The 26,990-nt window shown below is 71.3% G+C and carries 24 protein-coding genes and 2 pseudogenes; 14 read left to right on the top strand and 12 right to left on the bottom strand.

Features of this window, described 5'->3' with window-relative positions; translation table 11 throughout:
• Window positions 1-114: 114 nt before the first annotated feature.
• Together G412_RS0109435 and G412_RS0109430 are read left to right on the top strand one after the other, a co-directional pair.
• Complete coding sequence (locus G412_RS0109435; RefSeq protein WP_028811886.1) at window positions 115-1,968, top strand: ABC transporter transmembrane domain-containing protein; 1,854 nt, start codon at window positions 115-117, stop codon at window positions 1,966-1,968.
• Window positions 1,965-3,746, top strand: a complete 1,782-nt coding sequence (locus tag G412_RS0109430) for an ABC transporter ATP-binding protein (protein WP_028811885.1) — start codon at window positions 1,965-1,967, stop codon at window positions 3,744-3,746. The genes G412_RS0109435 and G412_RS0109430 overlap by 4 nt, the downstream gene beginning before the upstream one ends.
• Before the next feature lie 351 nt (window positions 3,747-4,097).
• Here the strand turns inward: G412_RS0109430 and G412_RS33730 are convergent, their stop codons facing one another.
• From G412_RS33730 to G412_RS0109405, 5 genes and pseudogenes are all read right to left on the bottom strand, one after another.
• On the bottom strand, window positions 4,098-5,624 hold the full coding sequence (locus tag G412_RS33730; protein WP_037648241.1) for a SulP family inorganic anion transporter: 1,527 nt from the start codon (window positions 5,622-5,624) through the stop codon (window positions 4,098-4,100).
• Window positions 5,625-5,632: 8 nt separating this feature from the next.
• Window positions 5,633-6,241: a carbonic anhydrase gene (locus G412_RS0109420; RefSeq protein WP_028811884.1), complete on the bottom strand. Its 609-nt coding sequence runs from the start codon at window positions 6,239-6,241 to the stop codon at window positions 5,633-5,635.
• A gap of 114 nt (window positions 6,242-6,355) precedes the next feature.
• Window positions 6,356-6,745 carry a hypothetical protein gene (locus G412_RS0109415; protein WP_028811883.1) on the bottom strand — a complete coding sequence of 130 codons (390 nt, stop codon included), beginning with the start codon at window positions 6,743-6,745 and terminating at the stop codon, window positions 6,356-6,358.
• Between the two features lie 187 nt (window positions 6,746-6,932).
• Window positions 6,933-7,724, bottom strand: a pseudogene (locus G412_RS33725) (flavin monoamine oxidase family protein); the annotation flags it as partial.
• A 70-nt stretch (window positions 7,725-7,794) separates the two neighbouring features.
• On the bottom strand, window positions 7,795-8,586 hold the full coding sequence (locus G412_RS0109405) for a metal-dependent hydrolase (protein WP_028811882.1): 792 nt from the start codon (window positions 8,584-8,586) through the stop codon (window positions 7,795-7,797).
• Window positions 8,587-8,709: 123 nt separating this feature from the next.
• On the opposite strand from G412_RS0109405, the gene G412_RS0109400 reads away from it, so the two are divergent.
• Together G412_RS0109400 and G412_RS0109395 are read left to right on the top strand one after the other, a co-directional pair.
• Complete coding sequence (locus G412_RS0109400) at window positions 8,710-11,223, top strand: DEAD/DEAH box helicase (RefSeq protein WP_028811881.1); 2,514 nt, start codon at window positions 8,710-8,712, stop codon at window positions 11,221-11,223.
• Between the two features lie 46 nt (window positions 11,224-11,269).
• Window positions 11,270-12,148, top strand: a complete 879-nt coding sequence (locus G412_RS0109395) for an acyl-CoA thioesterase (RefSeq protein ID WP_028811880.1) — start codon at window positions 11,270-11,272, stop codon at window positions 12,146-12,148.
• Window positions 12,149-12,251: 103 nt separating this feature from the next.
• Here the strand turns inward: G412_RS0109395 and G412_RS0109390 are convergent, their stop codons facing one another.
• The gene (locus G412_RS0109390; protein WP_051338224.1) at window positions 12,252-13,226 is read right to left on the bottom strand and encodes a hydroxyacid dehydrogenase; all 975 of its coding nucleotides are present in this window, start codon (window positions 13,224-13,226) and stop codon (window positions 12,252-12,254) included.
• 118 nt (window positions 13,227-13,344) lie between these two features.
• The gene (locus G412_RS0109385; protein ID WP_028811878.1) at window positions 13,345-14,601 is read right to left on the bottom strand and encodes a metal-dependent hydrolase family protein; all 1,257 of its coding nucleotides are present in this window, start codon (window positions 14,599-14,601) and stop codon (window positions 13,345-13,347) included.
• A 356-nt stretch (window positions 14,602-14,957) separates the two neighbouring features.
• Between G412_RS0109385 and G412_RS0109380 the strand changes: the two genes are divergently transcribed.
• Window positions 14,958-15,449, top strand: coding sequence for a glutathione peroxidase (locus G412_RS0109380; RefSeq protein ID WP_028811877.1), 492 nt, complete (start codon window positions 14,958-14,960; stop codon window positions 15,447-15,449).
• 75 nt (window positions 15,450-15,524) lie between these two features.
• Here G412_RS0109380 and G412_RS0109375 read toward each other — a convergent pair whose 3' ends face one another.
• Window positions 15,525-16,751 carry an acyl-CoA dehydrogenase family protein gene (locus G412_RS0109375; protein WP_028811876.1) on the bottom strand — a complete coding sequence of 409 codons (1,227 nt, stop codon included), beginning with the start codon at window positions 16,749-16,751 and terminating at the stop codon, window positions 15,525-15,527.
• Between the two features lie 139 nt (window positions 16,752-16,890).
• Here G412_RS0109375 and G412_RS0109370 point away from each other — a divergent pair, with 139 nt between their 5' ends.
• The gene (locus G412_RS0109370; RefSeq protein ID WP_028811875.1) at window positions 16,891-17,538 is read left to right on the top strand and encodes a TetR/AcrR family transcriptional regulator; all 648 of its coding nucleotides are present in this window, start codon (window positions 16,891-16,893) and stop codon (window positions 17,536-17,538) included.
• 35 nt (window positions 17,539-17,573) lie between these two features.
• Here G412_RS0109370 and def read toward each other — a convergent pair whose 3' ends face one another.
• A complete protein-coding gene (gene def / locus G412_RS0109365; protein ID WP_028811874.1) occupies window positions 17,574-18,119 on the bottom strand; it encodes a peptide deformylase in 546 nt (181 codons plus the stop codon).
• Window positions 18,120-18,268: 149 nt separating this feature from the next.
• Here def and G412_RS0109360 point away from each other — a divergent pair, with 149 nt between their 5' ends.
• From G412_RS0109360 to G412_RS40090, 5 genes are all read left to right on the top strand, one after another.
• Window positions 18,269-19,507, top strand: coding sequence for a Mur ligase family protein (locus G412_RS0109360; protein WP_028811873.1), 1,239 nt, complete (start codon window positions 18,269-18,271; stop codon window positions 19,505-19,507).
• A 31-nt stretch (window positions 19,508-19,538) separates the two neighbouring features.
• Window positions 19,539-20,267, top strand: a complete 729-nt coding sequence (locus G412_RS0109355) for a type 1 glutamine amidotransferase (RefSeq protein WP_028811872.1) — start codon at window positions 19,539-19,541, stop codon at window positions 20,265-20,267.
• A gap of 145 nt (window positions 20,268-20,412) precedes the next feature.
• Complete coding sequence (locus G412_RS0109350) at window positions 20,413-21,438, top strand: 6-phosphofructokinase (RefSeq protein WP_028811871.1); 1,026 nt, start codon at window positions 20,413-20,415, stop codon at window positions 21,436-21,438.
• A 109-nt stretch (window positions 21,439-21,547) separates the two neighbouring features.
• On the top strand, window positions 21,548-22,507 hold the full coding sequence (locus tag G412_RS0109345) for a cytochrome c oxidase assembly protein (protein ID WP_028811870.1): 960 nt from the start codon (window positions 21,548-21,550) through the stop codon (window positions 22,505-22,507).
• A 113-nt stretch (window positions 22,508-22,620) separates the two neighbouring features.
• Entirely contained in the window at window positions 22,621-22,779 is a 159-nt protein-coding gene (locus G412_RS40090; protein WP_037648238.1) for a hypothetical protein, read from the top strand.
• A gap of 71 nt (window positions 22,780-22,850) precedes the next feature.
• On the opposite strand, the gene G412_RS0109335 is transcribed toward G412_RS40090, so the two are convergent.
• The 3 genes from G412_RS0109335 to G412_RS0109325 form a co-directional block, all read right to left on the bottom strand.
• Window positions 22,851-23,252 (bottom strand): SSI family serine proteinase inhibitor, encoded by a 402-nt coding sequence (locus G412_RS0109335; protein WP_028811869.1) that lies wholly within the window; start codon window positions 23,250-23,252, stop codon window positions 22,851-22,853.
• A 328-nt stretch (window positions 23,253-23,580) separates the two neighbouring features.
• Window positions 23,581-24,213, bottom strand: coding sequence for a DUF305 domain-containing protein (locus tag G412_RS0109330; protein ID WP_028811868.1), 633 nt, complete (start codon window positions 24,211-24,213; stop codon window positions 23,581-23,583).
• Between the two features lie 88 nt (window positions 24,214-24,301).
• Window positions 24,302-24,721 (bottom strand): DUF6153 family protein, encoded by a 420-nt coding sequence (locus G412_RS0109325; RefSeq protein WP_028811867.1) that lies wholly within the window; start codon window positions 24,719-24,721, stop codon window positions 24,302-24,304.
• A 126-nt stretch (window positions 24,722-24,847) separates the two neighbouring features.
• Between G412_RS0109325 and G412_RS0109320 the strand changes: the two genes are divergently transcribed.
• From G412_RS0109320 to G412_RS0109310, 3 genes and pseudogenes are all read left to right on the top strand, one after another.
• Window positions 24,848-25,549 (top strand): lysophospholipid acyltransferase family protein, encoded by a 702-nt coding sequence (locus G412_RS0109320; protein ID WP_028811866.1) that lies wholly within the window; start codon window positions 24,848-24,850, stop codon window positions 25,547-25,549.
• 64 nt (window positions 25,550-25,613) lie between these two features.
• Entirely contained in the window at window positions 25,614-26,660 is a 1,047-nt protein-coding gene (locus tag G412_RS0109315; protein WP_028811865.1) for an NAD-dependent epimerase/dehydratase family protein, read from the top strand.
• Between the two features lie 135 nt (window positions 26,661-26,795).
• A pseudogene (locus G412_RS0109310) lies at window positions 26,796-26,990 on the top strand (IS5/IS1182 family transposase); the annotation flags it as partial.

Raw genomic sequence — 26,990 nt, 5'->3', positions numbered from 1 at the left:
GATGTTGGATCTTGGCGTGTTCTGTGTCCCCGCGCTCATAAATCGATTGCCACTTCTGGTGGAAAAACGCGAACCTTGCACGGTTTCAGCCAGTACACCGAACCGTGGGACGTCATGCAGATTCGCGATCTTCCGTATCCCGATCCGGGCGTCCCCGACGTCAGGTCCGGGCCCCGATTCCTCTACTGGCTCGGGCGGAACCAGCTCGGCGGGCAGCTCAAGTCGCTCTCCTGGGGGCTCCTGCACCAGTGCGGCGTGGCGGCCCTGCCGCTGGGCGTGGGACTCGCCGTACAGGCCGTGGTCGACAGATCCGGCAGCCGGCTGGCGTTCGCCGCCGGGCTGATCGCCCTGCTGGGTGTGGCCATCGCCCTCGGCGACACCATGCTGCACCGGACCGCCGTCACCAACTGGATCACCGCCGCCGCGCGCGTGCAGCAACTGCTGGCCCGCAGGACCGCGGAGCTGGGCTCGGCGCTGACCCGCAGGGTCGCGGCGGGTGAAGTCGTCGCGGTGTCCACCGGCGACGTCGAGAAGATCGGCTGGTTCGTCGAGGCGCTCTCGCGCTTCGCCGCCGCCGCACTGACGCTCGTCGTCGTGTGCGTGGGGCTGCTGGTCTACCAGCCCGCACTCGGTATCGTCGTGGCCATCGGCGTGCCCGTACTGGCCCTGGCCGTGCTGCCGTTGCTGCCGAAGGCGACCCGGCGGGCCGACGCCCAGCGCGAGATGGCGGGCAGGGCGACCGAGCTGGCGTCCGACACCGTCGCGGGTCTGCGCGTACTGCGCGGCATCGGCGGCGAGGACCTGTTCCTCGGCCGCTACCGCGACGCCTCGCAGGAGGTACGCAAGGCGGCCGTGCGCAGCGCCCGCATGTGGGCGCTCATCTCGGCGGTCCAGGTGCTGCTGCCGGGACTGCTGCTGATCACGGTCGTGCTGTACGGCGCGAAGCTCGCCCTCGACGGACGGATCGCCGTCGGCGAACTGGTCACCGTCTACAGCGCGGTGACGCTCCTGCTGTATCCCCTCCGGCACTTCGAGGAGATCGCCATGGCGTACTCCTTCTCGCGGCCCTCGGCCAAGCGGGCCGCGCGCGTGCTGTCGCTGGAGCGCACGGCGAACGCGCGAGGCACCGAAGCACCGGTTCCGGTCACCGGACAGACCCCGTCCGGTGACCTGTACGACCCGGCCACCGGACTGCTGGCACCCGAGGGCCGGTTCACCGCCGTCGTGTGCGGGGACCCCGACATGGCGGGCATGCTGGCGGAACGGCTCGGCGGCCACGCCACCTCGGACACCGCCGCCGATACCGGAACCGGCGAGACGCCGCCTTCGGCGCTGCTCGGCGCGGTGGCGCTCGACGACCTGCCGCTGATCACCGCGCGGGGCGCCGTCCTGGTCCAGGACAAGGACCCGGTGCTGATGTCCGGCACCCTCGCCGAGCTGCTCGACGTACCGGCGTCGGGGAAGGTGGCGGCGGCGGACGCGCTGGACGCGGCGCAGTGCGGTGACGTACTGGCGGCGCTCGCGCAGGCGTCGGCGGACAGCACGGACGACCCGATGCGCACCCGGATCACCGAGCGCGGGCGTTCGCTCTCCGGCGGCCAGCGTCAGCGCCTGGCGCTGGCGCGGTCACTGGTGACCGACCCGCAGGTGCTCGTCCTGGACGAGCCGACCTCGGCCGTCGACTCGCACACCGAGGCGCGGGTCGCGGCGGGCGTGAAGCGGCTGCGTACGGGACGTACGACCGTCGTCTTCGCCTCGTCGCCGCTGGTGCTCGACCAGGCCGACCGGGTGGTGCTCGTCCACGAGGGCGAGGTCGCGGCGGTCGGCACGCACCGCGAACTGCTGCACACCGACCCGCGGTACCGGGCGGTCGTCACCCGCGAGACAGACGACGAAAGCGCCGCGAAGGCCGCGATCGGGCGGGCCAGGGAACACGGCGTACTGGAAGAAATCGAGGAATCGGCATGATCGGCGTGGCACCACCGGCGTACGACCCGGCGGCACCGCAGTCGGCGACGACCCTGCCGGTCGGCAGTCCCGCGACCGTGCGGACCTACGTGCGCGAGCTGATGCGGCGGCACCGCGGGGCGTTCGCCGTGCTCGTGTCGTTCAACGCGGTCGCCGTCATCGCCTCGATGGCGGGCCCCTACCTGCTGGGCTCGCTCGTCGAGAACCTGGCGGACGGGGCGCGCGAGCTCCACCTTGAGCGTACGGCGGCGATTTTCGCGCTCGCCCTGCTCGTCCAGACGCTGTTCACCGCCCGGATGCGGCTGCGGGCCGCGATGCTCGGCGAGGAGATGCTGGCCGACCTGCGCGAGGACTTCCTCGTACGGTCGGTGGGCCTGCCGCCGGGGGTACTGGAGCGGGCCGGCACCGGCGATCTGCTGTCGCGCATCACCACCGACATCGACCGGCTGTCGAACGCGATGCGCGAGGCCGTGCCGCAGCTCGCCATCGGCGTGGTGTGGGCGGGCCTGCTGATCGGTGGCCTGACCGTCACGGCCCCGCCGCTGGCACTCGCCGTACTGGTGGCCGTGCCGGTGCTGGTCGTCGGGTGCCGCTGGTACTTCAAGCGGGCGCCGTCGGCGTACCGCTCGGAGGCGGCGGGATACGCGGCGGTCGCCGCGATGCTCGCCGAGACGGTGGACGCCGGGCGGACCATCGAGGCGCACCGCCTCGGCGCGCGCCGGGTGGCCCTGTCGGAGCGGCGGGTCAGGGAGTGGACGGCGTGGGAGCGGTACACGCTGTGGCTGCGGTCGGTGCTGTTCCCCGTCATCAGTGTCACGCACATGACGATCCTGTGTTCGGTCGTGCTGATCGGCGGCGTCTTCGTCCTGGAGGGCTGGATCGACGTCGGCCAGCTCACGACGGGCGCCCTGCTCGCACAGATGCTGGTCGACCCGGTCAACCTCATCCTGCGGTGGTACGACGAACTCCAGGTCGCGCAGGTGTCGTTGGCCCGGCTCGTCGGCGTACGGGAGATCCAGCCGGACGCCGGTGACGGGCTCGTCGCGCCGGACGGGCGTGCGGTGCGGGCGGACGCGGTGCACTTCGGGTACCGCGCGGACGTCGATGTACTGCACCAGGTGACGCTGGACGTGGCGCCGGGAACGCGGATGGCCCTGGTCGGCCCTTCGGGCGCCGGGAAGTCCACCCTCGGCCGGCTGCTGGCGGGGATCTACGCACCGCGTACGGGTGAAGTGACGCTGGGCGGCGCGGAGTTGTCGCGGATGCCGGCCGAGCGGGTGCGCGAGCACGTGGCGCTGGTCAACCAGGAGCACCACGTCTTCGTGGGCACCCTGCGCGACAACCTGCTGCTGGCCCGCACCGGCGCGGACGACGCGGAGCTGTGGGCGGCGCTCGGCGCGGTCGACGCGGAGGGCTGGGCGCGGGCGCTGGACGACGCCCTCGACACGGAGGTCGGCTCGGGCGGCCACGCGCTCACCCCGGCGCAGGCGCAGCAGGTCGCGCTGGCCCGTCTGGTACTCGCGGACCCGCACACGCTGGTGCTGGACGAGGCGACGTCACTCCTGGACCCGCGCGCGGCCCGCCACCTGGAACGCTCGCTGGCCCGCGTCCTCGACGGCCGTACGGTCGTGGCGATCGCCCACCGGCTGCACACCGCGCACGACGCGGATGTGATCGCGGTGGTCGAGGAAGGCCGGATCAGCGAACTGGGCAGCCACGACGAACTAGTGGCGGCGAACGGCGCGTACGCAGCACTCTGGCACTCCTGGCACGGCTAACGACACCCCGCCGTACGGCGCGGCCTGCGGCTCGACCTTGGCGCGTACGCGCCGACCCCGCCCCGGACACGTGAGGGCGCCGGAGGGCCGGGGGCCCGCGCGACGCGCAGCCCGCCGCGGGCCCCAGCCCGGCGAGTGGGCGGGGCAGCGAGCGGGTGGCGCCTCGCGCCCACAGCACCGCCCCCCTGCGGGGCCTTACCCCGATGGCGCGGTGACGCGCAGACCGTTCGCAGCCACGCGGCCTCCGAGGCCGGCGCGGTGTCGGCGGTCTCGTGGGAGGGGGCGGTTGGTGGTGGTCTGTCGTGGGCCTCCTGCCGGTACGGCGATGAGACGGCGGGCGGGGAGGGGCGGTCAGGCGGCGACGCGTACGGGTTTCAGGCCCGCTTCGTTGTGGCGGTCCGCCCAGGTCGTCAGGGCCGCGCCGCAGGCGTGGTCCACGTGGCGCAGGCCCGAGAGGTCGAGTTCGATCAGCCGGTCGCGGGGCAGCGCCTCCAGCTCGTCGAGGAGCTTCGGCAGCCGCAGGAATGTGGCGTTGCCGAGCACACGGACACGCACCGGTCCCAGCTCGTCGTCGTCCGCGTTCGCGTTCTCGTTCTCGTCGGCGCCGGACACCTCGACGTGGACGTGGGACGTCTCCCATGCCGTCTTCGCGACCGCCAGCAGCAGGCCGATCAGTACCCCTTCGAACATGTTGGTCACGACGATCGAGAGCGCCGTGGCCCCCAGCACCACCGCTTCACCCCGGTGTTCCCGCCACAGCGGCCCGAGTTCCTTCACCGGGATCAGCTTCCAGCCCGCGTACACCAGCACACCGGCCAGCGCCGCCACCGGAATCACGCCGAGAGCCGCCGGAAACAGCGCGGCGAAGACGAGCAGCCACACACCGTGCAGCACGCGGGACGCCTTGGTGCGCGCCCCGGCCTGCAGGTTGGCGGAGCTGCGTACGATCACCGCTGTCATCGGCAGCGCGCCGAGCATCCCGCACACCGCGTTGCCCGCGCCCTGGGCGACGAGCTCCTTGTCGTAGTCGGTCCTCGGACCGTCGTGCAGCCGGTCCACCGCGGCCGCGCTGAACAGGCTCTCGGCCGACGCGATCAGGGTGAAGGCGATCACTGTGCCGAGCAGGCCGATCTCGGCGAGTCCCGCGAAGTCGGAGAGGGCCGGCGGCTGTACGACGTCCAGCAGCCCCTTGACCTCCACGCGTGCGACCGGCGGATCGAAGACGACCGCCGCCGCCGTCGCCAGCGCGACCGCCGCGAGCGGGGCGGGCAGTACGCGCGCCGCGGCCGGAATCCTCGGCCACAGCACCAGCACCAGCACCGTGCCGGCCCCGATGCCGAGCGCCGCCAGGGCAGGGCCCGACCCGAGGGTGTCGGCGGCGAGACCCGGCAGGCCGCCGATCTTCGCGAGCCCGCCGGCCGGTGCGTCGGCGTCGACCAGCGCGTACAACTGCCCGGCTATGAGCACCAGTCCGATGCCCGCGAGCATGCCCTGCACCACCGCGATCGAGATGGCCCGGAACCAGCGGCCGAGCCGGAAGGCGCCCATGAGGAGTTGCAGCACCCCGGCGGCCAGCACGATCACGCCGAGTGCGCCGATGCCGTACTCCTGCACGGCCTCGTACACGAGCACGGTCATTCCGGCGGCCGGTCCGCTGACCTGGAGGCTGCTGCCGGGCAGCAGCCCGGTGACGAGCCCGCCCACGATCCCGGTGACGAGGCCGAGTTCAGCGGGGACGCCTGAGGCGACGGCCACACCCACGCACAGTGGCACCGCCACCAGGAAGACGACGAGCGAGGCGGTGAAATCGGCCCGGAGGTCGCCCGGACCGCGCCGGCCGCGGAAGAGGTTCGCGACGGCCTTGGTGACGGGGTTCATGCCGGCGCTCACAGCGGGAGGAAGGCATCGGCGGCGGGCTGGTGGGCCAGGACGCGTCCCGTGCCCACCGCGTAGTACCAGCCGTGCAGCCGCAGTTGTCCGGCGGCCAGGCGCTCCGCCACACAGGGGTAGGCGCGCAGCCGCTCCAACTGCTCGCGCACGTGGCGCTGAACGGCCGCCGCCACCTCCGTGTCCGCGTCCGAGTGGAGTCCGTTCAGGTCGTCCGGCAGCTGGCTGTTCAGCCAGCCGGCGACCGCCGGTACGGCCCGCAGGTCCTCGCCGCGTACCCGCGCGCCGACGGCCCCGCAGTGGGAGTGCCCGCACACCACGATGTCGGGAACCTGGAGCACGCTCACCGCGTACTCGATGGTCGCGGCCTCGCCGCTGGGCCGGTCCGCCCGGTAGCCGGGCACCGCGTTGCCCGCCGTGCGCAGCTCGAACAGCTCGCCGGGGCGTGCGCCGGTGATCAAGGAAGGGACGACGCGGGAGTCGGAGCAGGTGATGAAGAGCGCCTGCGGGGACTGACCGGCCGACAGCTGTCCGAACCATTCGCGCTGCTCGTCGTGCGCCGCTATGCGTTCGCCGAGGGAGCGGGCGTGGTCGATGAAGGTCTGCATGGGGGGATCGCCTCCAGGAGCGATGACAGTGGCGTGATGACGTATCGGTGCGTAATACGGGAAAGCCGGTCCGTACGGCTCAGTGCCTGCGGGAGATCGGTCCGTACGGCCGTGTCAGCAGCGGAATCTCTGGAGGGCGATGGGGAGGTCCCCGGATCTGGAAGGGGCGTGGCAGTACGGCGCGTTGTCATCGGCCGGCAGGGTGTGCCGCGCGAGCTCCGCGGGCGGGGAAGCCAGTGCGCAGGCCACGTGGACGGCCGCTTGGGGGGCGTACGTCTCCGGCCGCTGCCCACGGCGGGCCTGGCCCGGATGGGCCTGGGTGTCGGCGTCGGCGGGCAAACAGGAACCCTGCCCGATCACCGGCGGCGCCGTCTCCGGCTCTGCGACGGCCGCGTGCCCCACGGCGGAGGCCACCGCGACGGCGTTGCCGGTCGCGACCGTGAGGGAGAGCAGGGCGAACACCGCCAACAGCAGTGCCTTGACGGCCGCGGTGATCCGCAGCATGGTTCCCCCTCCCCTCTGACGTGGTGTCGAGTGCAGACACCATTGTGTCCAGGAGAAGGCACCGAACAACAACTCGGTACTTTACAGCGGTGTTAACTCTCCGCGAACGGGGTCACATCGCACCCCGGTGCGTGCTGTGGGGGAGGCCGGCCGGATCCGCGGCCGGTCTCCCCGCGACGTGACACCGTCAGCGGCCGCCGTGGACCTCCAGCGCCACGCGGACCGCGGACTCCAGCGCCCCCTCGATCCAGGCGGGCTTGAGCGAGGTGTGGCAGCCGGCGAAGTGCAGCGGGCCTTCCGCGGTACGCATGTCCGGGAAAATCTCGGTGTGCTGTCCCGGCAGGAGGACGGACGCCTCCCCGTAGGCGTACGGGTCGCGCTGCCAGCTCTGGGTGCGGCCGACGCCAGTGAAGAACACCTCAAGACGCTGCCCGTACACCTCCTGCATGCCGCGCAGCGCCAGCGCGTACCGGGCCTCGTCGTCGTAGGAGTCCCAGCGCCGGGCGTCGTCCGCCCAGCTGTACGAGGCGAGTACGACGCCGCCGTCGCTGCCCGGCACGGGGTGCGACGGGTTGAACATGAAGCGGTTCGGGTTGTCGGTCACCGACCCGCCGCCGATGACCTCCGCCGCCTCCGGCTGGTCACGGGAGACCCAGCAGTGCGCCGCGTAGTGGGTGCGCTGCGCCTGAGTGAGGTAGCCGGGCGGTACGGAGGGGTGGGCGCCGAGCAGCCGCCCGTCGTCCGGGACCCGCCCCTTGCGGTAGGCGTCGTACAGGCCGGGTTCCATGGCGTTCAGCTCGCGCTTCCAGTCCGCCTCGCTCATCTCCCACCAGCGGCGGCTGAATTCGAGCAGGACCTTGGTCGCGCTGTCGTAGTGCACCTCGCACACGGCCCGGCGCTTGCCGTAGGAGAGCTGGGGCGAGACCTGCACGTGCCGCAGCCCGGAGAAGGGGACGGTGACGATGGCGGTGTCGCCGGAGGATCTCAAGAACTAGATCTTGGTACTCCCGGCAGCGGGTCCGGGGCCGAGTTCACCCGAACGGAAAGCGTCAGATGAAGTTGAGCGCCGCCGCGCCGCCCACTCCCCCGAGCAGCATGAACGCCGGCATCAGCACCTTCAGCTCCACCCAGCTTCCCGCGCGGAACCGCAGCGCCTTCGGCGGCCCGATGGGGTACCAGCGCTTGCGGCCGAGTGGGATGGGCCACAGGATCGGGCAGCCGGAGACCGTGAGCGCGTCGCCGATGTCGTGCACCAGCGCGCCGAGCACGATCGGCAGGCCGAGCCACAGGTACTCCTGGCCGTCGCCAGTGAACAGCCAGTCGGCGCCGTTGCCCGGTTTGTCCAGTACGCCGGCCAGAATCCACGCACTCGTCGCGCCGAGCAGCCACACCAGGACGTCGCTGGACATCCGGGCGGCCCGCCACAGCAGACCTTCCACCGCCAGCACCAGGTGGACGAAGAGGATCGCGAGCACCGCCCAGCGGCCGCCGGTGAACGCCACGAGTGACGCGCCGCCGCCGGTCATGACCGCCCACAGCCAGGTGTGGGTGAGGGTGCGGTGACCGCCGGACCTGCGCGGGTCGCCGGGCTTCTTGGTGGCCTTGTAGACGGCGTACGACAGCTTGTCGACGATCTCGCACAGGCTCCGCGAGACGGGTCCGAAGGCGCGCGAGATCGTCGCGGACTTGTGGTCGAGGTCGGGAGCGAGCGCCGCGCCCGCGCAGATCAGGGCTCCGACGGCGAGGACCGGCCAGGGCATCGGGTGTCCGGCCGCGGCCGCCGCCGCCCCCACCCCCAGCCAGGCCGCTGCTCCTGACAGTGAGTGCGCCGGTCCCATCATGGTCGTTCCCCGCCCCGTTTGCTCTTGTGGTGTGCCCCAGTTGACAGGGCAGCGTATCGCTCGTGATCTTCGTACGGCCGACCGGTTCCCTGTTCAGGGGGGAAGCCAGGCAAGATGGGGGGCGTGACCCTTATCGATCAGATGCCCCCGACCGCCGACCCCGACGCCCTCTTCGAAGCTTTCACCTCATGGGCCGAGGGCCAGGGCATCAGTCTCTATCCCGCTCAGGAGGAGGCGCTGATCGAGGTGGTGTCCGGCGCGAATGTGATCTTGTCTACTCCCACCGGGTCCGGCAAGAGCCTTGTCGCGGCGGGCGCGCACTTCGCCGCCCTCGCGCAGGACAAGGTCACCTTCTACACCGCGCCGATCAAGGCCCTGGTCTCGGAGAAGTTCTTCGACCTGTGCAAGCTCTTCGGTACGGAGAACGTCGGCATGCTGACGGGCGACGCGTCCGTCAACGCCGACGCCCCGGTCATCGCCTGCACGGCGGAGGTGCTGGCGTCCATCGCGCTGCGCGACGGCAAGCACGCCGACATCGGCCAGGTCGTGATGGACGAGTTCCACTTCTACGCCGAGCCGGACCGCGGCTGGGCGTGGCAGATCCCCCTCCTGGAACTGCCCCAGGCGCAGTTCATCCTCATGTCGGCGACGCTCGGCGACGTCTCGATGTTCGAGAAGGACCTGACCCGGCGCACGGGCCGCCCCACCTCCGTGGTGCGCTCCGCGACCCGCCCGGTCCCCCTCTCCTACGAGTACCGCCTCACCCCCATCACCGAGACCCTGACCGAGCTGCTCGAAACCAAGCAGGCGCCGGTCTACATCGTGCACTTCACGCAGGCGGCGGCCGTCGAGCGGGCGCAGTCGCTGATGAGCATCAACATGTGCTCGCGTGAGGAGAAGGACCAGATCGCCGAGCTGATCGGCAACTTCCGCTTCACCACGAAGTTCGGCAAGAACCTCTCGCGGTTCGTGCGGCACGGCATCGGCGTGCACCACGCGGGCATGCTGCCCAAGTACCGCAGGCTGGTGGAAAAGCTCGCGCAGGCGGGCCTGCTGAAGGTCATCTGCGGTACGGACACCCTCGGCGTCGGCGTCAACGTGCCCATCCGCACGGTGCTGTTCACGGCGCTCACGAAGTACGACGGCACGCGGGTACGCACGCTCCGCGCCCGTGAGTTCCACCAGATCGCGGGCCGGGCGGGCCGGGCCGGCTTCGACACGGCCGGCCTGGTCGTCGCGCAGGCGCCCGAGCACGTCGTCGAGAACGAGAAGGCGCTCGCCAAGGCGGGCGACGACCCGAAGAAGCGCCGCAAGGTGGTACGCAAGAAGGCTCCCGAGGGTTTCGTCGCCTGGTCCGAGTCGACCTTCGACAAGCTCATCACGTCCGACCCCGAGCCGCTGACCAGCCGGTTCCGCGTGACGCACACCATGCTGCTTTCGGTCATCGCCCGCCCCGGCAACCCCTTCGCCGCGATGCGCCACCTCCTGGAGGACAACCACGAGCCGCGCAAGGCGCAGCTACGGCACATCCGCCGGGCCATCGCCATCTTCCGCTCGCTGCTCGACGGCGGCGTGGTGGAGATGCTGGAGACCCCGGAGGCCGACGGCCGTACCGTACGGCTGACCGTCGATCTCCAGCAGGACTTCGCGCTCAACCAGCCGCTGTCGACGTTCGCACTGGCCGCGTACGAGCTGCTGGACCCGGACTCGCCCTCGTACGCCCTGGACATGGTGTCCGTCGTCGAGTCGACCCTCGACGACCCGCGCCAGATCCTCGCCGCCCAGCAGAACAAGGCGCGCGGCGAGGCGGTCGGCCAGATGAAGGCGGACCGTATCGAGTACGAGGAGCGCATGGAGCGGCTCCAGGAGATCAGCTACCCGAAGCCGCTGGAGGAGCTGCTGTGGCACGGGTACAACGTCTACCGCAAGAGCCACCCGTGGGTCGGCGACCACCCGGTGTCGCCGAAGTCCGTGGTCCGTGACATGTACGAGCGGGCCATGACCTTCGCCGAGTTCACCTCGCACTACGAGCTCGCCCGCACCGAGGGCATCGTGTTGCGCTACCTCGCGGGCGCGTACAAGGCCCTTGAGCACACCATCCCGGACGACATCAAGTCCGAGGACCTGGAGGATCTCATCGAGTGGCTCGGTGAGCTGGTGCGCCAGGTCGACTCCAGCCTCCTCGACGAGTGGGAGCAGCTCGCCAACCCCGAGGTGGAGACGGCCGAGCAGGCGCAGGAGCGCGCCGACCAGGTCAAGCCGGTCACGGCGAACGCGCGGGCCTTCCGGGTGCTCGTACGCAACGCCATGTTCCGCCGCGTCGAGCTGGCCGCCCTGGACCACGTCCGGGAGCTGGGCGAGATGGACGGCGAGTCCGGCTGGGACGAGGACAAGTGGGGCGAGGCCATGGACGCGTACTGGGACGAGTACGACGACCTGGGCACGGGTCCTGACGCCCGCGGTCCCAAGCTGCTGATGATCGAGGAGGACGCCGAGCACGGCCTGTGGCGCGTCCGCCAGACCTTCGCCGACCCGAACGGCGACCATGACTGGGGTATCAGCGCGGAGGTCGACCTCGCCGCCTCCGACGAGGAGGGGCGGGCGGTCGTCCGCGTCACCTCGGTCGGCCAGCTGTAGAACCCTGGCTGCGAAATTCAGCCGCGGAACCAAGGAGAAACGTGCCGTGACGACGAACCCCGCTGACCGGCTCGTCGATCTGCTCGACCTGGAGCAGATCGAGGTCAACATCTTCCGGGGCCGCAGCCCCGAGGAGTCCCTGCAACGCGTCTTCGGCGGGCAGGTCGCCGGCCAGGCCCTGGTCGCGGCCGGGCGTACCACCGAGGGCGAGCGGCCCGTGCACTCCCTGCACGCGTACTTCCTGCGGCCCGGCCGCCCCGGTGTGCCGATCGTCTACCAGGTGGAGCGGGTGCGGGACGGGCGTTCGTTCACCACCCGGCGGGTCACGGCCGTCCAGCAGGGCCGGACGATCTTCAACCTGACCGCCTCCTTCCACCAGCCGGAGGAGGCGGCCTTCGAGCACCAGCTGCCGCCGCGCCTGGACTTCCCGGACCCGGACACGCTGCCGACGGTGGCGGACGAGATCCGCGAGCACCTCGGGGAGCTGCCGGAGGCGCTGGAGCGGATGGCCCGCCGCCAGCCGTTCGACATCCGGTACGTCGACCGGCTGCGCTGGACCGCGGCGGAGATCAAGGAGGCGGACCCGCGCAGCGCGGTGTGGATGCGCGCGGTCGGGCCGCTGGGCGACGACCAGCTCGTGCACACGTGCGCGCTGGCGTACGCGTCCGACATGACGCTGCTCGACGCGGTCCGTATCCCGGTCGAGCCGCTGTGGGGGCCGCGTAATTTCGACATCGCGTCGCTGGACCACGCGATGTGGTTCCACCGGCCGTTCCGGGCCGACGAGTGGTTCCTGTACGACCAGGAGTCGCCCATCGCGACGGGCGCGCGGGGGCTGGCGCGCGGCCGGATCTACGACCGTGGGGGCAACTTGCTGGTGTCGGTGGTGCAGGAGGGGCTGTTCCGTCCGCTGCCGGCCGCCTGAGTGTCCTGTACGCCTGGATGAGGGCGCAGGCGGTGACGGGGGTCGTCCCGCCGGGCAGCGTGCCGCGCTGGCAGCCCCGGGGCGCAGAGTCAGGTGCCGGTGGTCACGCGATGCGCGGCAGGTCCTGCGCCCGTACCTGCCCCAGCAGCGGCTCGCCCCGCACGAACCGCTCCGCCTCCGCCACCGCGAACTCCCCCAGCAGCCGCACCTCCGTGCCCATCGCCCCCGCGATGTGCGGCGTGACCAGCACGTTCGGCAGCCCCAGCAGCACGTGCCCCGGCGGCAGCGGTTCCGGTTCGGTGACGTCGAGTACGGCGTCGATGCGCCCGTGCGCGCAGTGCGCCGCCAGCGCGTCGGTGTCGACGAGCCCGCCGCGCGCGGTGTTGATGAGCACCGCGCCGTCGCGCAGCAGCCCGAGTGCCCGCGCGTCGATGAGATGCCGGGTCTCGGGCAGCAGTGGGGCATGCAGCGAGACGATGTCCGAGGCCTGCAACAGCGCGTCCAGGTCCACCGGTTCGCCGCCCAGCGCCGCAGCCGCCCGGGCCGCGTCCGGGTACGGATCGTGAACCAGCAACCGTACCCCCGTTCCGGCGAGCCGCTCCAGGACCAGCCGCCCGGTCTTCGACGCCCCGACGACACCGACCGTACGGCCGAGGAAGCCGGTCGCCGGGGACACCGTCAGGTCCCGGGGCCGGCCCGCCCGGTACTCCCCCGCCGTACGGAACGCCCGCTTGGCCGACAGATGGATCGCCGCGACCGTGTAGTCGGCGACCGGCCCCGCGTTGGCTGACGCCGCCGACGAGACGGTGATGCCCCGCTCCCAGACCGCCGGTGCGAGCATCTGCTTGACCGAGCCCGCCGCGTGCATGACGGCCCTCAGGCGCGGCGCGTCCGCGAGGACATGCGCGCCGACCCGTGGGCACCCCCACCCCGAAATGAGCACGTCCGCACGGGACAGCGCCTTGCGTGCCTCCGGTCGCCCGAAGTCGTCGGCCACCAGGTCCGGTACGTCGCAGACGGCTGCCAGCCGCGCCCGTACGTCGTCGGGGAGGGCGAGCGCAGCCACATCCGGGCGCATGGCGATCAGAGCCGTAAGTCGCGGTGACACAGTGGGATTTGCCTTTCCATACCGGTGGGAGCTGCTTGCCGGACGCGACGGTCATCCCCGGTCGGGGGCATCCGGGACTGGAGCGCAGTCAGGCCAGGAGACCGTCGAGGTCCTTGAAGGCGACGCCGTCCTTCATGACGAGCCGGATGTTGGCGGGCTCGCCGAGTGCGGTGATGTCGGCCAGCGGATCGCACCGGGCGACGACGACGTCGGCCCGCTTGCCGGCTTCGAGCGTGCCGATCTCGTGCGCCAGGCCGAGGAGTTCGGCGGCCTCGCTGGTCCCGGCGCGGATCGCGCCCATCGGCGTCATCCCGCAGTCGACGAGGTACGCCGGCTCCCGCAGGTTCGTGCCGTGCTCCGCGATGCCGCAGTCCGTTCCCATGGCGACGCGGACGCCGCGCGCGATGGCGTGCGGGATGTGCGTGCGAGCGACGGACTGCCAGTGCTTCTTCTTCGCGTACGCCCAGCTCGCGGCCTTCTGCGGGTCGGGGTCGGTGTTCGCGGTGGTGAGCGTCGGCACCAGGAACGTGCCGCGCTCCAGCATCAGGTCGATGGCCTGGTCGTCGATCTCGTAACCGTGCTCGACGCTGGCGACTCCGCCGCGTACGGCATTGAGAATGCCGCTCCGCCCCTGGGCGTGCGCGGCCACCTTCTTGCCTCCGTGGCCCGCCGCGATCTCGGTGATCGTACGGATCTCGTCCTCCAGGAAGCCGTCGTCGCCCGGCTGGTCCGTCGGGCTCCACACGCCGCCCGTGGCCGCGATCTTGACCCAGTCGGCGCCCTGCCGGAGCACTCCCCGCACGGCTTTGCGGCATTCGGTGAGCCCGTCGGCGAGGCGGCCCATGGCGGGGTCGTTCTCGCCGTCGTCGTTGGCCGCCCGGAAGTCGCCGTGACCGCCGGTGGGGCTGAGCATGGCGATCGCGACGAGCAGGCGCGGCCCGGCGAGCAGCCCGGACTCGACGGCCTCCCGGTGGCCGGCGTCCGCGCCGCCGAGGTCGCGGGCGGTGGTGACGCCCGCGTCGAGGGTGAGCTTCATGCGCGGCGCGGCGAGGAAGGTCCGCAGCGAGAGCGGCATCGCGGCGATCTCGGCGTGGCTGAGGGCGCCGCCGGGCGCCGCCATGTGGACGTGACAGTCGATGAAGCCGGGCAGGATGGTGTCGCCGCGTACGTCGATACGCCGGGCCGGGGCGGACAGGGCGGGGTGTGCGGACAGCTCACCCGACGGACCCGCCCAGCGGACGAGCCCCTCCTCGATGAGCACCGCCCCGTTCGCGACCGGCTCGCCTCCTCTGCCGTCGATGAGCAGTCCGTTGTGCAGGAGTACGGGGGTGGTGCGGCCGGTCATGGCGCGGTTCCTTCCCAGGAGGCGGTGCGGAGAGCAGGAGTTTCAGCCAACGGGGTCGGGCTGCGGCGCGGGCCTCGTGCGGGATTCTTCCCCCGTACGAGAACGGCCGCCGCACAGCACGACCACACGGTGGTGTAAGCGTCCTCGGCCGGAACCGCGGTGCCCTTGAACGCGACCGCGCCCGGCCGGGGCCCGACGCTGCCCGAATGCGCCGGTGCCGAGGCGCCGTCGCCGGGCCCGCCCGCTGGACGCGGAAGGCAGGGCCGTCGGCTGCGTGCCGGTCGATCTCTGGAACAGTACGGAGCAGTGAACGACGGCCGGCAGCGTCCGGCCGCCCCGAGCCATAGGAGACGGCGATGAGCCTGTACGACATCCCCCTGCGCACCCTGACCGGTGAGCCGACCACGCTGGCGGCCTACGAGGGCAAGGCGGTGCTGGTGGTGAACGTCGCGTCCAAGTGCGGACTGACGCCGCAGTACGCCGGTCTGGAGCGGCTCCAGCAGACGTACGCCGACCGGGGCTTCACCGTGCTCGGTGTGCCGTGCAACCAGTTCGCGGGCCAGGAGCCGGGCAGTGCGGAGGAGATCCAGACCTTCTGCTCGGCGAGCTACGGCGTGACGTTCCCGCTGCTGGAGAAGATCGAGGTCAACGGTGACCACCGGCACCCGCTGTACGTCGAGCTGACCGCGGCGAAGGACGAGGCCGGCGAGGCCGGGGACGTCCAGTGGAACTTCGAGAAGTTCCTGGTCAGCGCCAAGGGCGAGGTCGTCGGCCGGTTCCGTCCGCGCGTCGAGCCGGAGGCCGCCGAGGTAGTCGCGGCCATCGAGGCGCAGCTCCCCAAGGCCTGACGGTACGGCGACACGAAGGCGCCGCCCCCCTTGTGCGATGTGGGGGGGCGGCGCCTTCGTCGTACCGCGACAGGTCTAGCGGATCGGCATGCCGGACAGGGTGCGGGCGATCACCAGACGCTGGATCTCACTCGTACCTTCGAAGATGGTGTAGATCGCGGCGTCGCGGTGCATGCGCTCCACCGGGTACTCACGTGTGTAGCCGTTTCCGCCGAGGATCTGTACGGCCTGCGCGGTGACCTTCTTGGCGGTCTCGCTGGCGAACAGCTTCGACATCGAGCCCTCGGCCGAGGTGAACGGCTTGCCCGCACTGGCCATCCAGGAGGCCCGCCACACCAGCAGCCGCGCCGCGTCGATCTGGGTGCGCATGTCGGCGAGCTGGAAGGCGATGCCCTGGTTGTCGATGATCGGGCGGCCGAACTGCTCACGTGTCCTGGCGTAGTCGAGCGCGACCTCGTACGCGGCGCGGGCGGTGCCCACCGCCATCGCGCCGACGGCCGGGCGCGACGCCTCGAAGGTGGCCATCGCGGCGTTCTTCACCCGCTCGCCGCCCTTCGCGGCGCGCTCGCGGGCGCGGGCGAGGCGCTCGTCGAGCTTGTCCTTTCCGCCGAGCAGGCAGTGGCCGGGGACGCGCAGGTTCTCCAGTACCACCTCGGCGGTGTGCGAGGCGCGGATGCCGTGCTTCTTGAATTTCTGGCCCTGGGACAGGCCGGGGGTGTTCGGCGGGACGATGAAGGAAGCGTGGCCCTTGGAGCCGAGCTCGGGGTCAACGAGGGCGACGACGACGTGGACGTTGGCGATGCCGCCGTTGGTCGCCCAGGTCTTGGTGCCGTTCAGCACCCACTCGTCCTTGGCCTCGTCGTATACGGCGCGCGTGCGCATCGCCGAGACGTCGGAGCCGGCGTCCGGCTCCGAGGAGCAGAAGGCGGCGACCTTGACGTCGTCGGGGTCGCCGTACATCTGCGGGATCCAGGTGCCGATCTGCTCCTCGGTGCCGTTGGCGAGGACGCCGACGGCGGCCAGGCCCGTACCGACGATGGAGAGGCCGATGCCCGCGTCACCCCAGAACAGCTCCTCCATCGCCATCGGGATGCCGAGACCCGTCGGGTCGAAGAACTGCTGCGCGTAGAAGTCGAGGGAGTAGATGCCGAGCTTGGCCGCTTCCTGGATGACGGGCCAGGGCGTCTCCTCACGCTCGTCCCACTCGGCGGCGGCCGGGCGCATCACATCGGCGGCGAACCCATGGATCCAGTCGCGGACCTGCTTCTGGTCGTCGTTGAGTTCGAGCGTGAACCCGTCCATCGTCCCCTCCAGGTGTTACTTGCGGTAACAGAAGTCTGTTACCGGTAAGTAAGCCATGTCAACCGCGGCAGCACGGCACACGGCCATGGTGTTACGTTTCGCAGGCGTCACGGAAACTTTTTGGGCGGGGAGACACATCATGGACACCACACACACGGACGAGCAGCAGCGCTCCGCCGCCGCGCGGCGGCGGCGGGAGCTGCTCGAAGCGGCGGACCGCGTGGTGCTGCGGGACGGTCCGCAGGCTTCCATGAACGCCATCGCCGCCGAGGCCGGGATCACCAAGCCGATCCTCTACCGGCACTTCGGCGACAAGGGCGGGCTCTACCGCGCCCTGGCCAAGCGCCACACCGACGCACTGCTCTCGGCCCTGCGAGCGGCGCTGGACGCGCCCGCCGAACGGCGCCAGCGGGTGGAGGCGACGCTCGACACCTACCTCGCGGCGATCGAGGCGCTCCCCGAGGTGTACCGGTTCCTGATGCACCCCGCCGAGGACGCGCACCAGCCCGAGCAGGGCTTCGACGTCGGCCGCCACTCGGCGCCGCTGCTGCGGCGGCTCGGCGAGGAGCTGGCCATGGTGATCGCCGAGCGCGTGGATCTCGGACCGGGCAGCGAGCAACTGGCGCGGGTGTGGGGGCACGGGATCGTCGGCATGATGCACGCGGCCGGAGACTGGTGGCTGGGCGAACGCCCTTGCTCCCGCGAGCAGTTGGTCTCCAGCCTCGCGGACCTGCTGTGGGGGCGGCTGGCCGCCGCGGGCGACCGCGCGGACGGCCCCGGCTTCTGAACCCGGCCGCCGGCACCGCCGCGTGGGGCCTTTCCCTACCCCCGGCCACCCCACGGCGCACGCCTCGCCGCACGCAGTGCCTTCGCCCGGCGCCGGCCGGTGAGACGGTCGGTGTAGACCAGGCCGGACAAGTGGTCGCACTCGTGCTGGAGGCAGCGGGCGAAGAAGCCGGTGCCCTCAACGCGCACCGGATCCCCCGTCACCGACACCCCCTCCACCACCGCCCGGTCGAAGCGTTCGGTACCCGCCTCGATACCCGGCAGCGACAGACACCCCTCGGGACCGCGTACGGTGATGCCGTCGGCCTCGACCAGGCGTGGGTTGACGATGTGACCGATATGCCGGACATCCTCGTCGTCCGGACAGTCGTAGACGAAGACACGCAGCGGTACGCCGACTTGATTGGCCGCGAGGCCGACCCCCTCGGCGGCGTACATCGTCGCGAACATGTCCTCGACGAGCCGGACCAGCGAGGGACCGAAGTCGGTCACCGTCTCGCAGGGCGCGTGCAGCGCCGGGTCACCGAGCAGTGTCATGGGTCGTACGAGCCCGGAACTGCCGGGAATCGGGCGGTGTCGCATGGCGGCAAGCGTACGTTCCGCCGGGGGCCACAACGCCCCCGGTGGTGCCGGGGTGCGGGGGCCCGGCTGGATCTCGATAGGCTGAGCCCCGACGTTGACCGGTGGACCTGGGGCAAATGCGGCGCCGGATGCAAGGAGGATCAGTGACGATGGCAGGCAACACGGAGCCGTTGTCGCCGCGGGCCAAGCTGGCCGTGACGGCAGGCAAGGCCGCGGCGGCGGTGTCCCGCGCCGCGGGACGCGGCAGCGGATCCGTGATCGGCGGCAAGGTGGCACTCAAGCTCGACCCCGACCTGCTGGGGCGGCTCGCCCAGCATCTCGACGTCGTGCTTGTCTCCGCGACGAACGGCAAGACGACGACGACCCGGCTCATCGCCGAGGCACTGCGGGCCAGCGGCCCGGTCGTCTCCAACGCGCTCGGCGCCAACATGCCGGCGGGCATCACCTCCGCCCTGGCGGGCGGCTCCGACGCGAAGTACGGCGTGATCGAGGTCGACGAGAAGTACCTCGCCGGAGTCGCACGCGATGTGACGCCGAAGGCGATCGCCCTGCTCAACCTCTCGCGCGACCAGCTCGACCGGGCCGCCGAGACCCGCATGCTCGCCGAGAAGTGGCGCGAGGGCCTGTCCGGCACGAAGGCCGTCGTCATCGCGAACGCCGACGACCCGCTGATCGTCTGGGCCGCGTCATCCTCGCCGAATGTGGTCTGGGTGGCCGCCGGTCAGGAGTGGAAGGACGACGCCTGGTCCTGCCCGTCCTGCGGCGGTGTGATGCAGCGCCCCGGCGACGACTGGTTCTGCGGCGAGTGCGGCTTCCGCCGCCCGTCCCCGAGCTGGGTGCTCAGCGGCGACCACGTCATCGACCCGCACGGTTCGGCGTGGCCGATCCACCTCCAGCTGCCCGGCCGCGCCAACAAGGCGAACGCCGCCACCTCCGCCGCCGTCGCGGCCGTGTTCGGCGTACCGCCGCAGGTGGCGCTGGAGCGGATGTACGACGTCCAGGCGGTGGCCGGCCGGTACGACGTCGTCCAGTTCCAGGAGCGCGAGCTGCGGCTGCTGCTCGCGAAGAACCCGGCGGGCTGGCTCGAAACGTTTTCCCTCATCAACCCGCCGCCCACGCCAGTGATCCTGGCCGTCAACGCGCGCGGCGCGGACGGCACGGACACCTCCTGGCTGTGGGACGTCGACTACACCCGGCTCGCCGGCCACCCGATCTTCGTGCTCGGTGACCGCAAGCTGGACCTCGCGGTGCGCCTGGAGGTCGCGAACCTGGAGTTCCGGGTCTGCGAGACGCTCGACGAGGCCGTGCAGCTCGCGCCGCCCGGGCTGATCGAGACGATCGCCAACTACACCGCGTTCCAGGACCTGCGCCGCCGCGTCGGCAACTAGGCCCGCGTACACCAAAAAAGGACAAGCAAGCATGAGCGACAACAGCCTGCGCCTGGTGTGGATCTACCCGGACCTGCTGAGCACGTACGGCGACCAGGGCAACGCCCTTGTCGTGGAGCGCCGGGCCCGTCAGCGCGGCCTCGACGTCCACCGTGTGGACGTACGCAGCGACCAGCAGATCCCCACTTCGGGCGACATCTACCTGATCGGCGGCGGTGAGGACCGGCCGCAGCGGCTCGCGGCGGAGCGGCTGCGCCGCGACGGCGGCCTGGAGCGCGCGGTGTCCAACGGCGCGATCGTCTTCTCGGTCTGCGCCGGGTACCAGATCCTCGGCCACGAGTTCATCAACGACCTCGGCGAGCGCGAGCAGGGCCTCGGGCTGCTCGACGTGGTCAGCACGCGCGGCGAGGGCGAGCGGTGCGTCGGCGACGTCCTCGGGGACATCGACGAGCGCCTCGGCCTGCCGCCGCTGACGGGCTTCGAGAACCACCAGGGCATCACCCATCTGGGCCCGACGGCACGGCCGTTCGCCCGGACCCGGATCGGCAAGGGCAACGGAACCGGCGACGGCACGGAGGGCGCGTACAACGACACCGTCTTCGGTACGTACATGCACGGCCCCGTGCTCGCCCGCAACCCGCTCATCGCGGACCTGCTGCTGAAGCTGGCCCTCGACGTCAACGCGCTGCCGCCCACGGACGACCGGTGGTACGAGGCGCTGCGCGCCGAGCGCATCGCCTCGGCGACGCAGCCCGCCTGACGAAGTGTCGCGGTTCGTACACCTTTGTGGTGTCCAGCTGTCGGACGCCCGGTTCGGCCCCGTCACTCTGCGCGAGTAGGGTGACGGGGATCCAACCGGACGACGTGGTCCGGTCTCCGGCCCACGTTGCAAAGGTATTCCGGGCATGCGCATTGGTGTACTCACTTCCGGCGGCGACTGCCCCGGCCTGAACGCTGTCATCCGTTCCGTCGTGCACCGCGCCGTCGTCGACCACGGCGACGAGGTCATCGGCTTCCACGACGGCTGGAAGGGCCTCCTGGAAGGCGACTACCGCAAGCTCGACCTCGACGCGGTGGGCGGCATCCTGGCCCGCGGCGGCACGATCCTCGGCTCCTCCCGCGTCCAGCCCGCGCATCTGCGCGGCGGCGTCGAGACGGCCCGTGGCCATGTCGCAGACCTGGGACTCGACGCGATCATCCCGATCGGCGGTGAAGGCACACTGAAGGCGGCGAACCTGCTGTCCGAGGCGGGGCTGCCGATCGTCGGCGTACCGAAGACCATCGACAACGACATCGCGTCGACCGACGTCACCTTCGGCTTCGACACGGCCGTCGGGGTGGCGACCGAGGCCCTCGACCGGCTCAAGACCACCGCCGAGTCGCACCAGCGGGTACTGATCGTCGAGGTCATGGGACGGCACACCGGTTGGATCGCGCTCCACTCCGGCATGGCGGCCGGCGCGCACGCCATCGTCGTACCCGAGCGTCCCTTCGACATCGGTGAGCTGACCGAGCTGGTCGGCAAGCGGTTCTCGGCCGGCAAGCGGTTCGCGATCGTCGTGGTCGCGGAGGGCGCCAAGCCGCGCGAGGGCTCCATGGAGTTCGACGTGGGCGGCAAGGACATGTACGGGCACGAGCGCTTCGCGGGCGTCGCCCGGCAGTTGTCCGTCGAGCTGGAGGAGCGCCTCGGCAAGGAGGCGCGTCCCGTCATCCTCGGCCACGTCCAGCGCGGCGGCACCCCGACGGCGTACGACCGTGTCCTCGCGACCCGCTTCGGCTGGCACGCGGTGGAGGCGGCGCACCGGGGTGAGTTCGGGATGATGACGGCGCTGCGGGGCACGGACATCGTGATGGTCCCGCTGGCCGAGGCCGTGGAGACGCTGAAGACCGTGCCCACCGAGCGGTACGCCGAGGCGGAGTGCGTGCTCTGATCTTGTTGCGTGTTTGACGGACTGCCCCCCGGCCGCGACCGCGACCGGGGGCAGTTCTACTCTGTACCGGACAACCGTTACGAATGGGCAGTCCCACGGGAGTACACAGATGGATCACAGCGGGCACGGCAGCGGCATGAACATGGATCTGCCGCCGTTCACGCTGGGACGGGGGCTGGAGTTCTCCCCCGATCTCTTCTTCCTGGTGGGGTGCGTGATGGCGCTCGCCCTGTACGGGTGGGGCGTGGTGCGGCTGCGGCGGCGCGGTGACGGCTGGCCGGCCGGGCGGACGATCTTCTTCGTCATCGGCGTGCTGAGCGTGGCGCTGGTGATGTGCACCAAGCTCAACGACTACGGCATGGTCATGTTCAGCGTGCACATGGTGCAGCACATGATCATCAGCATGCTGTCGCCGATCCTGCTGCTGCTCGGCGCCCCGGTGACGCTGGCGCTGCGCGCGCTGCCGGTGGCGGGGCGCGGGAACCGCAAGGGGCCGCGCGAGCTGCTGCTGATGTTGCTGCACAGCCGCTACATGAAGATCGTCACGCATCCGGCGTTCACGATCCCGCTGTTCATCGCGAGCCTGTACGCCCTCTACTTCACGCCCGTTTTCGACTTCCTGATGGAGAGCAAGCCGGGCCACCTCGGCATGATGGTCCACTTCCTCGCCGTCGGCCTCGTCTTCTTCTGGCCGATCATGGGCGTCGATCCGGGGCCGCACCGCCCGGGTTATGTGATGCGGATGCTGGAGCTCTTCGCCGGTATGCCGTTCCACGCGTTCTTCGGCATCGCGCTGATGATGGCGACCCAGCCGATGATCGGTACGTACGCGAACCCGCCCGCGTCGCTCGGCATCGACGCGCTGACCGACCAGAACGCGGCGGGCGGCATCGCCTGGGCGTTCTCGGAGATCCCGTCGGTGCTGGTGCTGATCGCCCTGGTCTTCCAGTGGTACCGGTCCGAGCAGCGGGTCGCGCGGCGCGCGGACCGGGCGGCGGACCGTGACGGGGACAAGGAGCTGGTGGCGTACAACGCGTATCTCGCCTCGCTCCAGGCGCGCGGGCGCTAGTCGCCGGTTTCCGGCCGGGTCGCCGGGCCGCCGGGTCGCCGGTAACGTCGGCACAGTAGCGCGGGAGCCTCTGAGGGGTGACTATGGCCCTCCATCAGAAGGAGGGGGTGCGCATGCCCGGTTCTGCGAAGTCGATGGGGGTGCTCACCGTCGGGACGCTGGTTGTCATCTCGGCGTACACGGCGGCACTCGGCAGCAACGGCTGGCTGTGGTTCGGCTGGGTCGTGCTCGGTCTCGTCACGGTCGGCATGGCCGCGTCGCGCAGCCGGTAGGACCTGCTGAAACGAAACTTCACCGCGCGACGCGGGTACGGGGTACGGGTGCAGGTACGGGCACTCATCGCTCAGAAGCGGAAGACCGGCCCGGTCGCCGTGTCGAGTACGCACGCGTTCGGGTAGGTCTTGCGCCATGACGTCGGCAGGCCGCGCCAGTTGCCCGCCGCGCTGACGGTCACCGGCTCGTACTGCTTGGTGCACGCGCGCGGGTTCCCCGGCAACTTGTCGAAGTCGCCCTTCGCCCTGTCGAGCGCGGCGCACGCGTCCAACGCCTCCGGGTGGGGCCCCGCGGGGCGGGGAACGCACTGCAGGACGACGCCCCGGATCCAGGTGCTCCCCGATCCCGAAACGGTGAGGAAGAGGCCGTGGGGTGGCGTGGGCCCACTGGGGACGGCCGCCGCCCGAGCGGGCAGGGCCGCACCCGCGAGGGCGAGCAGGACGACTGCGGTGACGGTGGCTGGGGAGCGCATCCGGACCTCCTGGGGCTGGGTTGCCTGGCGACTGGGTGTCGGGCAGAGCCAGGCCACTCCCCGCCGCGTCCGCCGCCAAGCGACCGCGCCGCCGCGTCCCGCGCACGAGCGCGCACGCTGCTCCGGACGGCGCACAGGTACGTCGCCACCCCCGGCCGGGCCCGCTGGCCCCGGTCCGGACAGTTACGTCGCCAGTCCCGCCCGGGCCGCTGGCCCCCGGCCCGGGCGGGACATCACCGTCAACGCGGTGGCACCCGGACCGACCGCCACCGCGCTCCGCGCCGGATCAGGGGCCTCGCTCCGATCCGGCGCGGAACGCCGCACACGGTCAGTTTTCGCCGAGCAGCTTCTTCATGCGCGTGATCTCGGCGCTCTGCGAGGTGACGATGTCACCGGCCATGTCCTTGGCGGGCCGGTAGGCACCGCCGGACCGCTCGGTCCTTGCCATCTCGACCGCCCCTTCGTGGTGCTTGATCATCAGCTCCAGGAACGCGGTGTCGAACGCCCGGCCGGAAGATTTCTCCAGATTGTCCATGTCCTTGGAGGTCATCATCCCGGACATGGAGTGCCCGGCGTGCTCGCCGCTCTCGTTCCCCTCGGGGACCTCCTCGCCCCAGGCGGTGAGCCATCCGGACAGCGTCTTGATCTCCGGCCCCTGCGCCTTCTTGATCTCCGCGGCCAGCCTCTTGACCTCGGCGGACCGGGACCGGGTCTCCGCCATTGCGGCCATCTCCACGGCCTGCCGGTGGTGCGGGATCATCCCCTTCGCGAAGGCGATGTCGGCGGCGTTCCGCTGCCCCTGCCCGGCGGAGGCCGGCGCGGTGGGCGAGGAGGTCTTTTCGTGGTCGTCGTGGCCGGCCGGGCCGTCATTACCCCCGCCGCAGGCGGCGAGTACGACAGCGGCGGTGGCCGCGGCCACCACAGCGGCGGCACGGCGGATCGGTGAACGGTGTGCGGTCATGGTGATGCGACTCCTGTGTACGCGCTGAATCAGGCATGGCTGTCGAAGGCGTGGCACCGGCCGGAGGGACCGGGCACGCGCGAGCGGCCTATATGCGCAGGAGTTGCAGTTGGCTCAATGTGGGCGGGGCCCGCGCGCCCGGCGTCGCCGCGAGGAGGAGTGCGGGAGCGTTCGCCGGTGGGCAGGCGACCACTCCGGCCGGAGCCGGGACGGGCAGTGCGGGAGCTCCGCTCGTACCGCCGGCCGCACAGGTGGGGTCGGCGTGCTCGGCGTGTCCGCCGGCACCGCCCTCGCCATGACCGGCGTGGGCACCGTCCTCACCGTCGGCAACGCCAGCGTGCGACGGGGACGCCGCGTGGCGGACCTCCGCCACGGCGGCGGACGGCCCCGGAGGGACACCGGGCGCCAGCCCGTGCATGGCCACCAGACCCGCCAGCACGGTCAGCACGAGCAGCGCGTACAGCCGCACCCCACGGGGCCGTGCCGCGCACCACGCCTGCTGACTCATACCCGCATCCTAATCAGCGCCCGTGACCCGACGCCCAGTGCCGTGCCTGATGCCAAGTCAGTAAAGTCGGAGCGGGTCAGCGCTGACCCGCCCTGGAGCCGATCCGGCAGAACTAGGAGCCGCCCCGTGTTCTACTACGTGCTCAAGTACGTCCTTCTCGGGCCACTGCTGAGGCTGCTCTTCCGGCCCAGGATCGAAGGACTGGAGCACATTCCGGACGACGGCGCCGCGATCGTGGCGGGCAATCACCTGTCGTTCTCCGACCACTTCCTGATGCCCGCGATCATCAGGCGGCGCATCACCTTCCTCGCCAAGGCCGAGTACTTCACGGGCCCTGGTCTCAAGGGCCGGCTGACCGCCGCGTTCTTCCGCAGCGCCGGTCAGATCCCGGTCGACAGGTCGGGCAAGGAGGCGGGGAAGGCGGCCATCCGCGAGGGGCTCGGGGTGCTGAGCAAGGGGGAGCTGCTGGGGATCTATCCGGAGGGCACCCGCTCGCACGACGGCCGGCTCTACAAGGGCAAGGTCGGGGTCGCGGCGATGGCTCTCAAGGCGCAGGTGCCGGTGGTGCCGTGCGCGATGGTGGGTACGTTCGAGATCCAGCCGCCGGGACAGGTCGTTCCGCGCATCAGGCGCGTCACCATCCGGTTCGGCGAGCCCATGGAATTCTCGCGGTACGCGGGCATGGAGAACGAGAAGGCGGTACTGCGCGCGGTCACCGACGAGATCATGTACGCGATCCTCGGGCTGTCCGGGCAGGAGTACGTCGACCGGTACGCGGCCGAGGTCAAGGCCGAGCAGGCCAAGAAGTTCCCGCGGCTCCTGCGCTGACGGCGGATCAGCGGACGGCGAACGTTTCCCCGCCGGCGGTCCCCGCGCGCATAGCGTCCTTCCCATGACCAAGGGAAACGCGTTCGTCATCGGAGCTACAGGACAGATCGGGCGGGCGGCCGTACGGGCGCTCGCCGCGGACGGCTGGGACGTGACGGCCACGTCGCGTGGCGGTGGCCGGGACGCGACGTGGCCGCAGGAGGTACGGGCCGTGGCGCTCGACCGGAGCGATGACGCGGCGCTGGCCGCCGCGCTCGGCGACGGCTGCGACGTGCTGGTGGACATGGTCGCGATGGAGGAACGGCACGCGGCGCAGCTGACCGGGCTGGCGGACCGGATCGGTTCCGCCGTCGTCATATCCACCGGCGCCGTCTACGCGGACGACGAGGGCCGCAGCTTCGACACCCAGGAGGAGCCGGACGGGTTCCCGCGCTACCCGGTGCCGATCCGCGAGAGTCAGGCCACCGTGGCGCCGGGTGACGCGACGTACGGGACCAGGAAGAGCGCGATCGAGCGGCATCTGCTGGCCGCCGCCGGCCGGCTGCCCACGACCCTGCTGCGGGCGGGCGCGGTCCACGGGCCGTACTGCCGGACTCCGCGTGAGATCCATTTCGTCAAGCGGGTGCTGGACGGGCGGCCGGTCAGGATCCTGGCGTACGGCGGGCTCAGCCAGTTCCACCCGGTGCACGTCTCCAACCTCGCGGAGCTGATCCGGCTGGCGGCGGCGCGGCCCGGCGCGCGGGTGCTCAACGCGGGTGATCCGGATGTGCCGACGGCCGCGGAGATCAGTTCGGCCGTCGACGCGGTCATGGGGGTGGAGAGCGAGCTGGTGATCGTGGACGGGCCCCCGCCGCGCGACGGCGTCGGGGAGACCCCGTGGGGGCCCGACCGTCCCATCGTCTACGACATGTCGGCCGCCGGGCGGGAGCTGGGATACCGGCCGGTGACGACGTACACCGAGTCGCTGCCCGCCACCGTGGAGTGGCTCGCGGACCGGCTGCGCGCCCAGGACTGGCGGGAGGCGTTCCCGAAGCTGTCCCTGCGGTACGGCCCCGGCGGCGGTCCGTTCGACTACGCCGCAGAGGACGCCTGGCTGAGGGAACAGCGCTGAGCCGGCCCGCGAAGAAGGGGGCGGCCGGGATGTCCGACGCTGTTGGTTAATTCAGCCCTCGCTGTGACGTGACGTCGGCCTTCGAGACCTGGTTGTGGTCTTGAAGGCCGACGTTGTCGTATGGGGTGGGTGTCGTTGTCTATGCAGCCGAAGGGACCGGGAGAGGTTCCGCGGGAGACGGTGCGGGTGGCGCGGGCGGCGTTCCCGAAGGGGAGCCTAGCGATCCGGATCCGGGACGAGTTGGGTCCGCTGTTCATCGACGGACAGTTCGCGGACCTGTTCCCGGCACGAGGGAAGCCTGCCTGGTCTCCGGGTCGTCTGGTGATGGTG

This window comes from Streptomyces flavidovirens DSM 40150 (genome assembly GCF_000429085.1).
GTDB lineage: Bacteria > Actinomycetota > Actinomycetes > Streptomycetales > Streptomycetaceae > Streptomyces > Streptomyces flavidovirens.
This window is presented reverse-complemented; position numbering and strand designations above follow the sequence as displayed.

Bases quoted from the DNA above. Each gene is read 5' to 3' on its own strand.
- G412_RS0109435 (WP_028811886.1), top strand. From the start codon at position 115: ATGCAGATTCGCGATCTTCCGTATCCCGATCCGGGCGTCCCCGACGTC.
- G412_RS0109355 (WP_028811872.1), top strand. From the start codon at position 19,539: ATGAGCGACAACAGCCTGCGCCTGGTGTGGATCTACCCGGACCTGCTG.
- G412_RS0109325 (WP_028811867.1), bottom strand. From the start codon at position 24,721: ATGAGTCAGCAGGCGTGGTGCGCGGCACGGCCCCGTGGGGTGCGGCTG.
- def (WP_028811874.1), bottom strand. From the start codon at position 18,119: ATGCGACACCGCCCGATTCCCGGCAGTTCCGGGCTCGTACGACCCATG.
- G412_RS0109430 (WP_028811885.1), top strand. From the start codon at position 1,965: ATGATCGGCGTGGCACCACCGGCGTACGACCCGGCGGCACCGCAGTCG.
- G412_RS40090 (WP_037648238.1), top strand. From the start codon at position 22,621: ATGCCCGGTTCTGCGAAGTCGATGGGGGTGCTCACCGTCGGGACGCTG.
- G412_RS0109330 (WP_028811868.1), bottom strand. From the start codon at position 24,213: ATGACCGCACACCGTTCACCGATCCGCCGTGCCGCCGCTGTGGTGGCC.
- G412_RS0109370 (WP_028811875.1), top strand. From the start codon at position 16,891: ATGGACACCACACACACGGACGAGCAGCAGCGCTCCGCCGCCGCGCGG.
- G412_RS0109315 (WP_028811865.1), top strand. From the start codon at position 25,614: ATGACCAAGGGAAACGCGTTCGTCATCGGAGCTACAGGACAGATCGGG.
- G412_RS0109345 (WP_028811870.1), top strand. From the start codon at position 21,548: ATGGATCACAGCGGGCACGGCAGCGGCATGAACATGGATCTGCCGCCG.
- G412_RS0109405 (WP_028811882.1), bottom strand. From the start codon at position 8,586: ATGATGGGACCGGCGCACTCACTGTCAGGAGCAGCGGCCTGGCTGGGG.
- G412_RS0109380 (WP_028811877.1), top strand. From the start codon at position 14,958: ATGAGCCTGTACGACATCCCCCTGCGCACCCTGACCGGTGAGCCGACC.
- G412_RS0109350 (WP_028811871.1), top strand. From the start codon at position 20,413: ATGCGCATTGGTGTACTCACTTCCGGCGGCGACTGCCCCGGCCTGAAC.
- G412_RS0109335 (WP_028811869.1), bottom strand. From the start codon at position 23,252: ATGCGCTCCCCAGCCACCGTCACCGCAGTCGTCCTGCTCGCCCTCGCG.
- G412_RS0109360 (WP_028811873.1), top strand. From the start codon at position 18,269: ATGGCAGGCAACACGGAGCCGTTGTCGCCGCGGGCCAAGCTGGCCGTG.
- G412_RS0109420 (WP_028811884.1), bottom strand. From the start codon at position 6,241: ATGCAGACCTTCATCGACCACGCCCGCTCCCTCGGCGAACGCATAGCG.
- G412_RS0109385 (WP_028811878.1), bottom strand. From the start codon at position 14,601: ATGACCGGCCGCACCACCCCCGTACTCCTGCACAACGGACTGCTCATC.
- G412_RS0109390 (WP_051338224.1), bottom strand. From the start codon at position 13,226: ATGCGCCCGGATGTGGCTGCGCTCGCCCTCCCCGACGACGTACGGGCG.
- G412_RS0109415 (WP_028811883.1), bottom strand. From the start codon at position 6,745: ATGCTGCGGATCACCGCGGCCGTCAAGGCACTGCTGTTGGCGGTGTTC.
- G412_RS0109375 (WP_028811876.1), bottom strand. From the start codon at position 16,751: ATGGACGGGTTCACGCTCGAACTCAACGACGACCAGAAGCAGGTCCGC.
- G412_RS33730 (WP_037648241.1), bottom strand. From the start codon at position 5,624: ATGAACCCCGTCACCAAGGCCGTCGCGAACCTCTTCCGCGGCCGGCGC.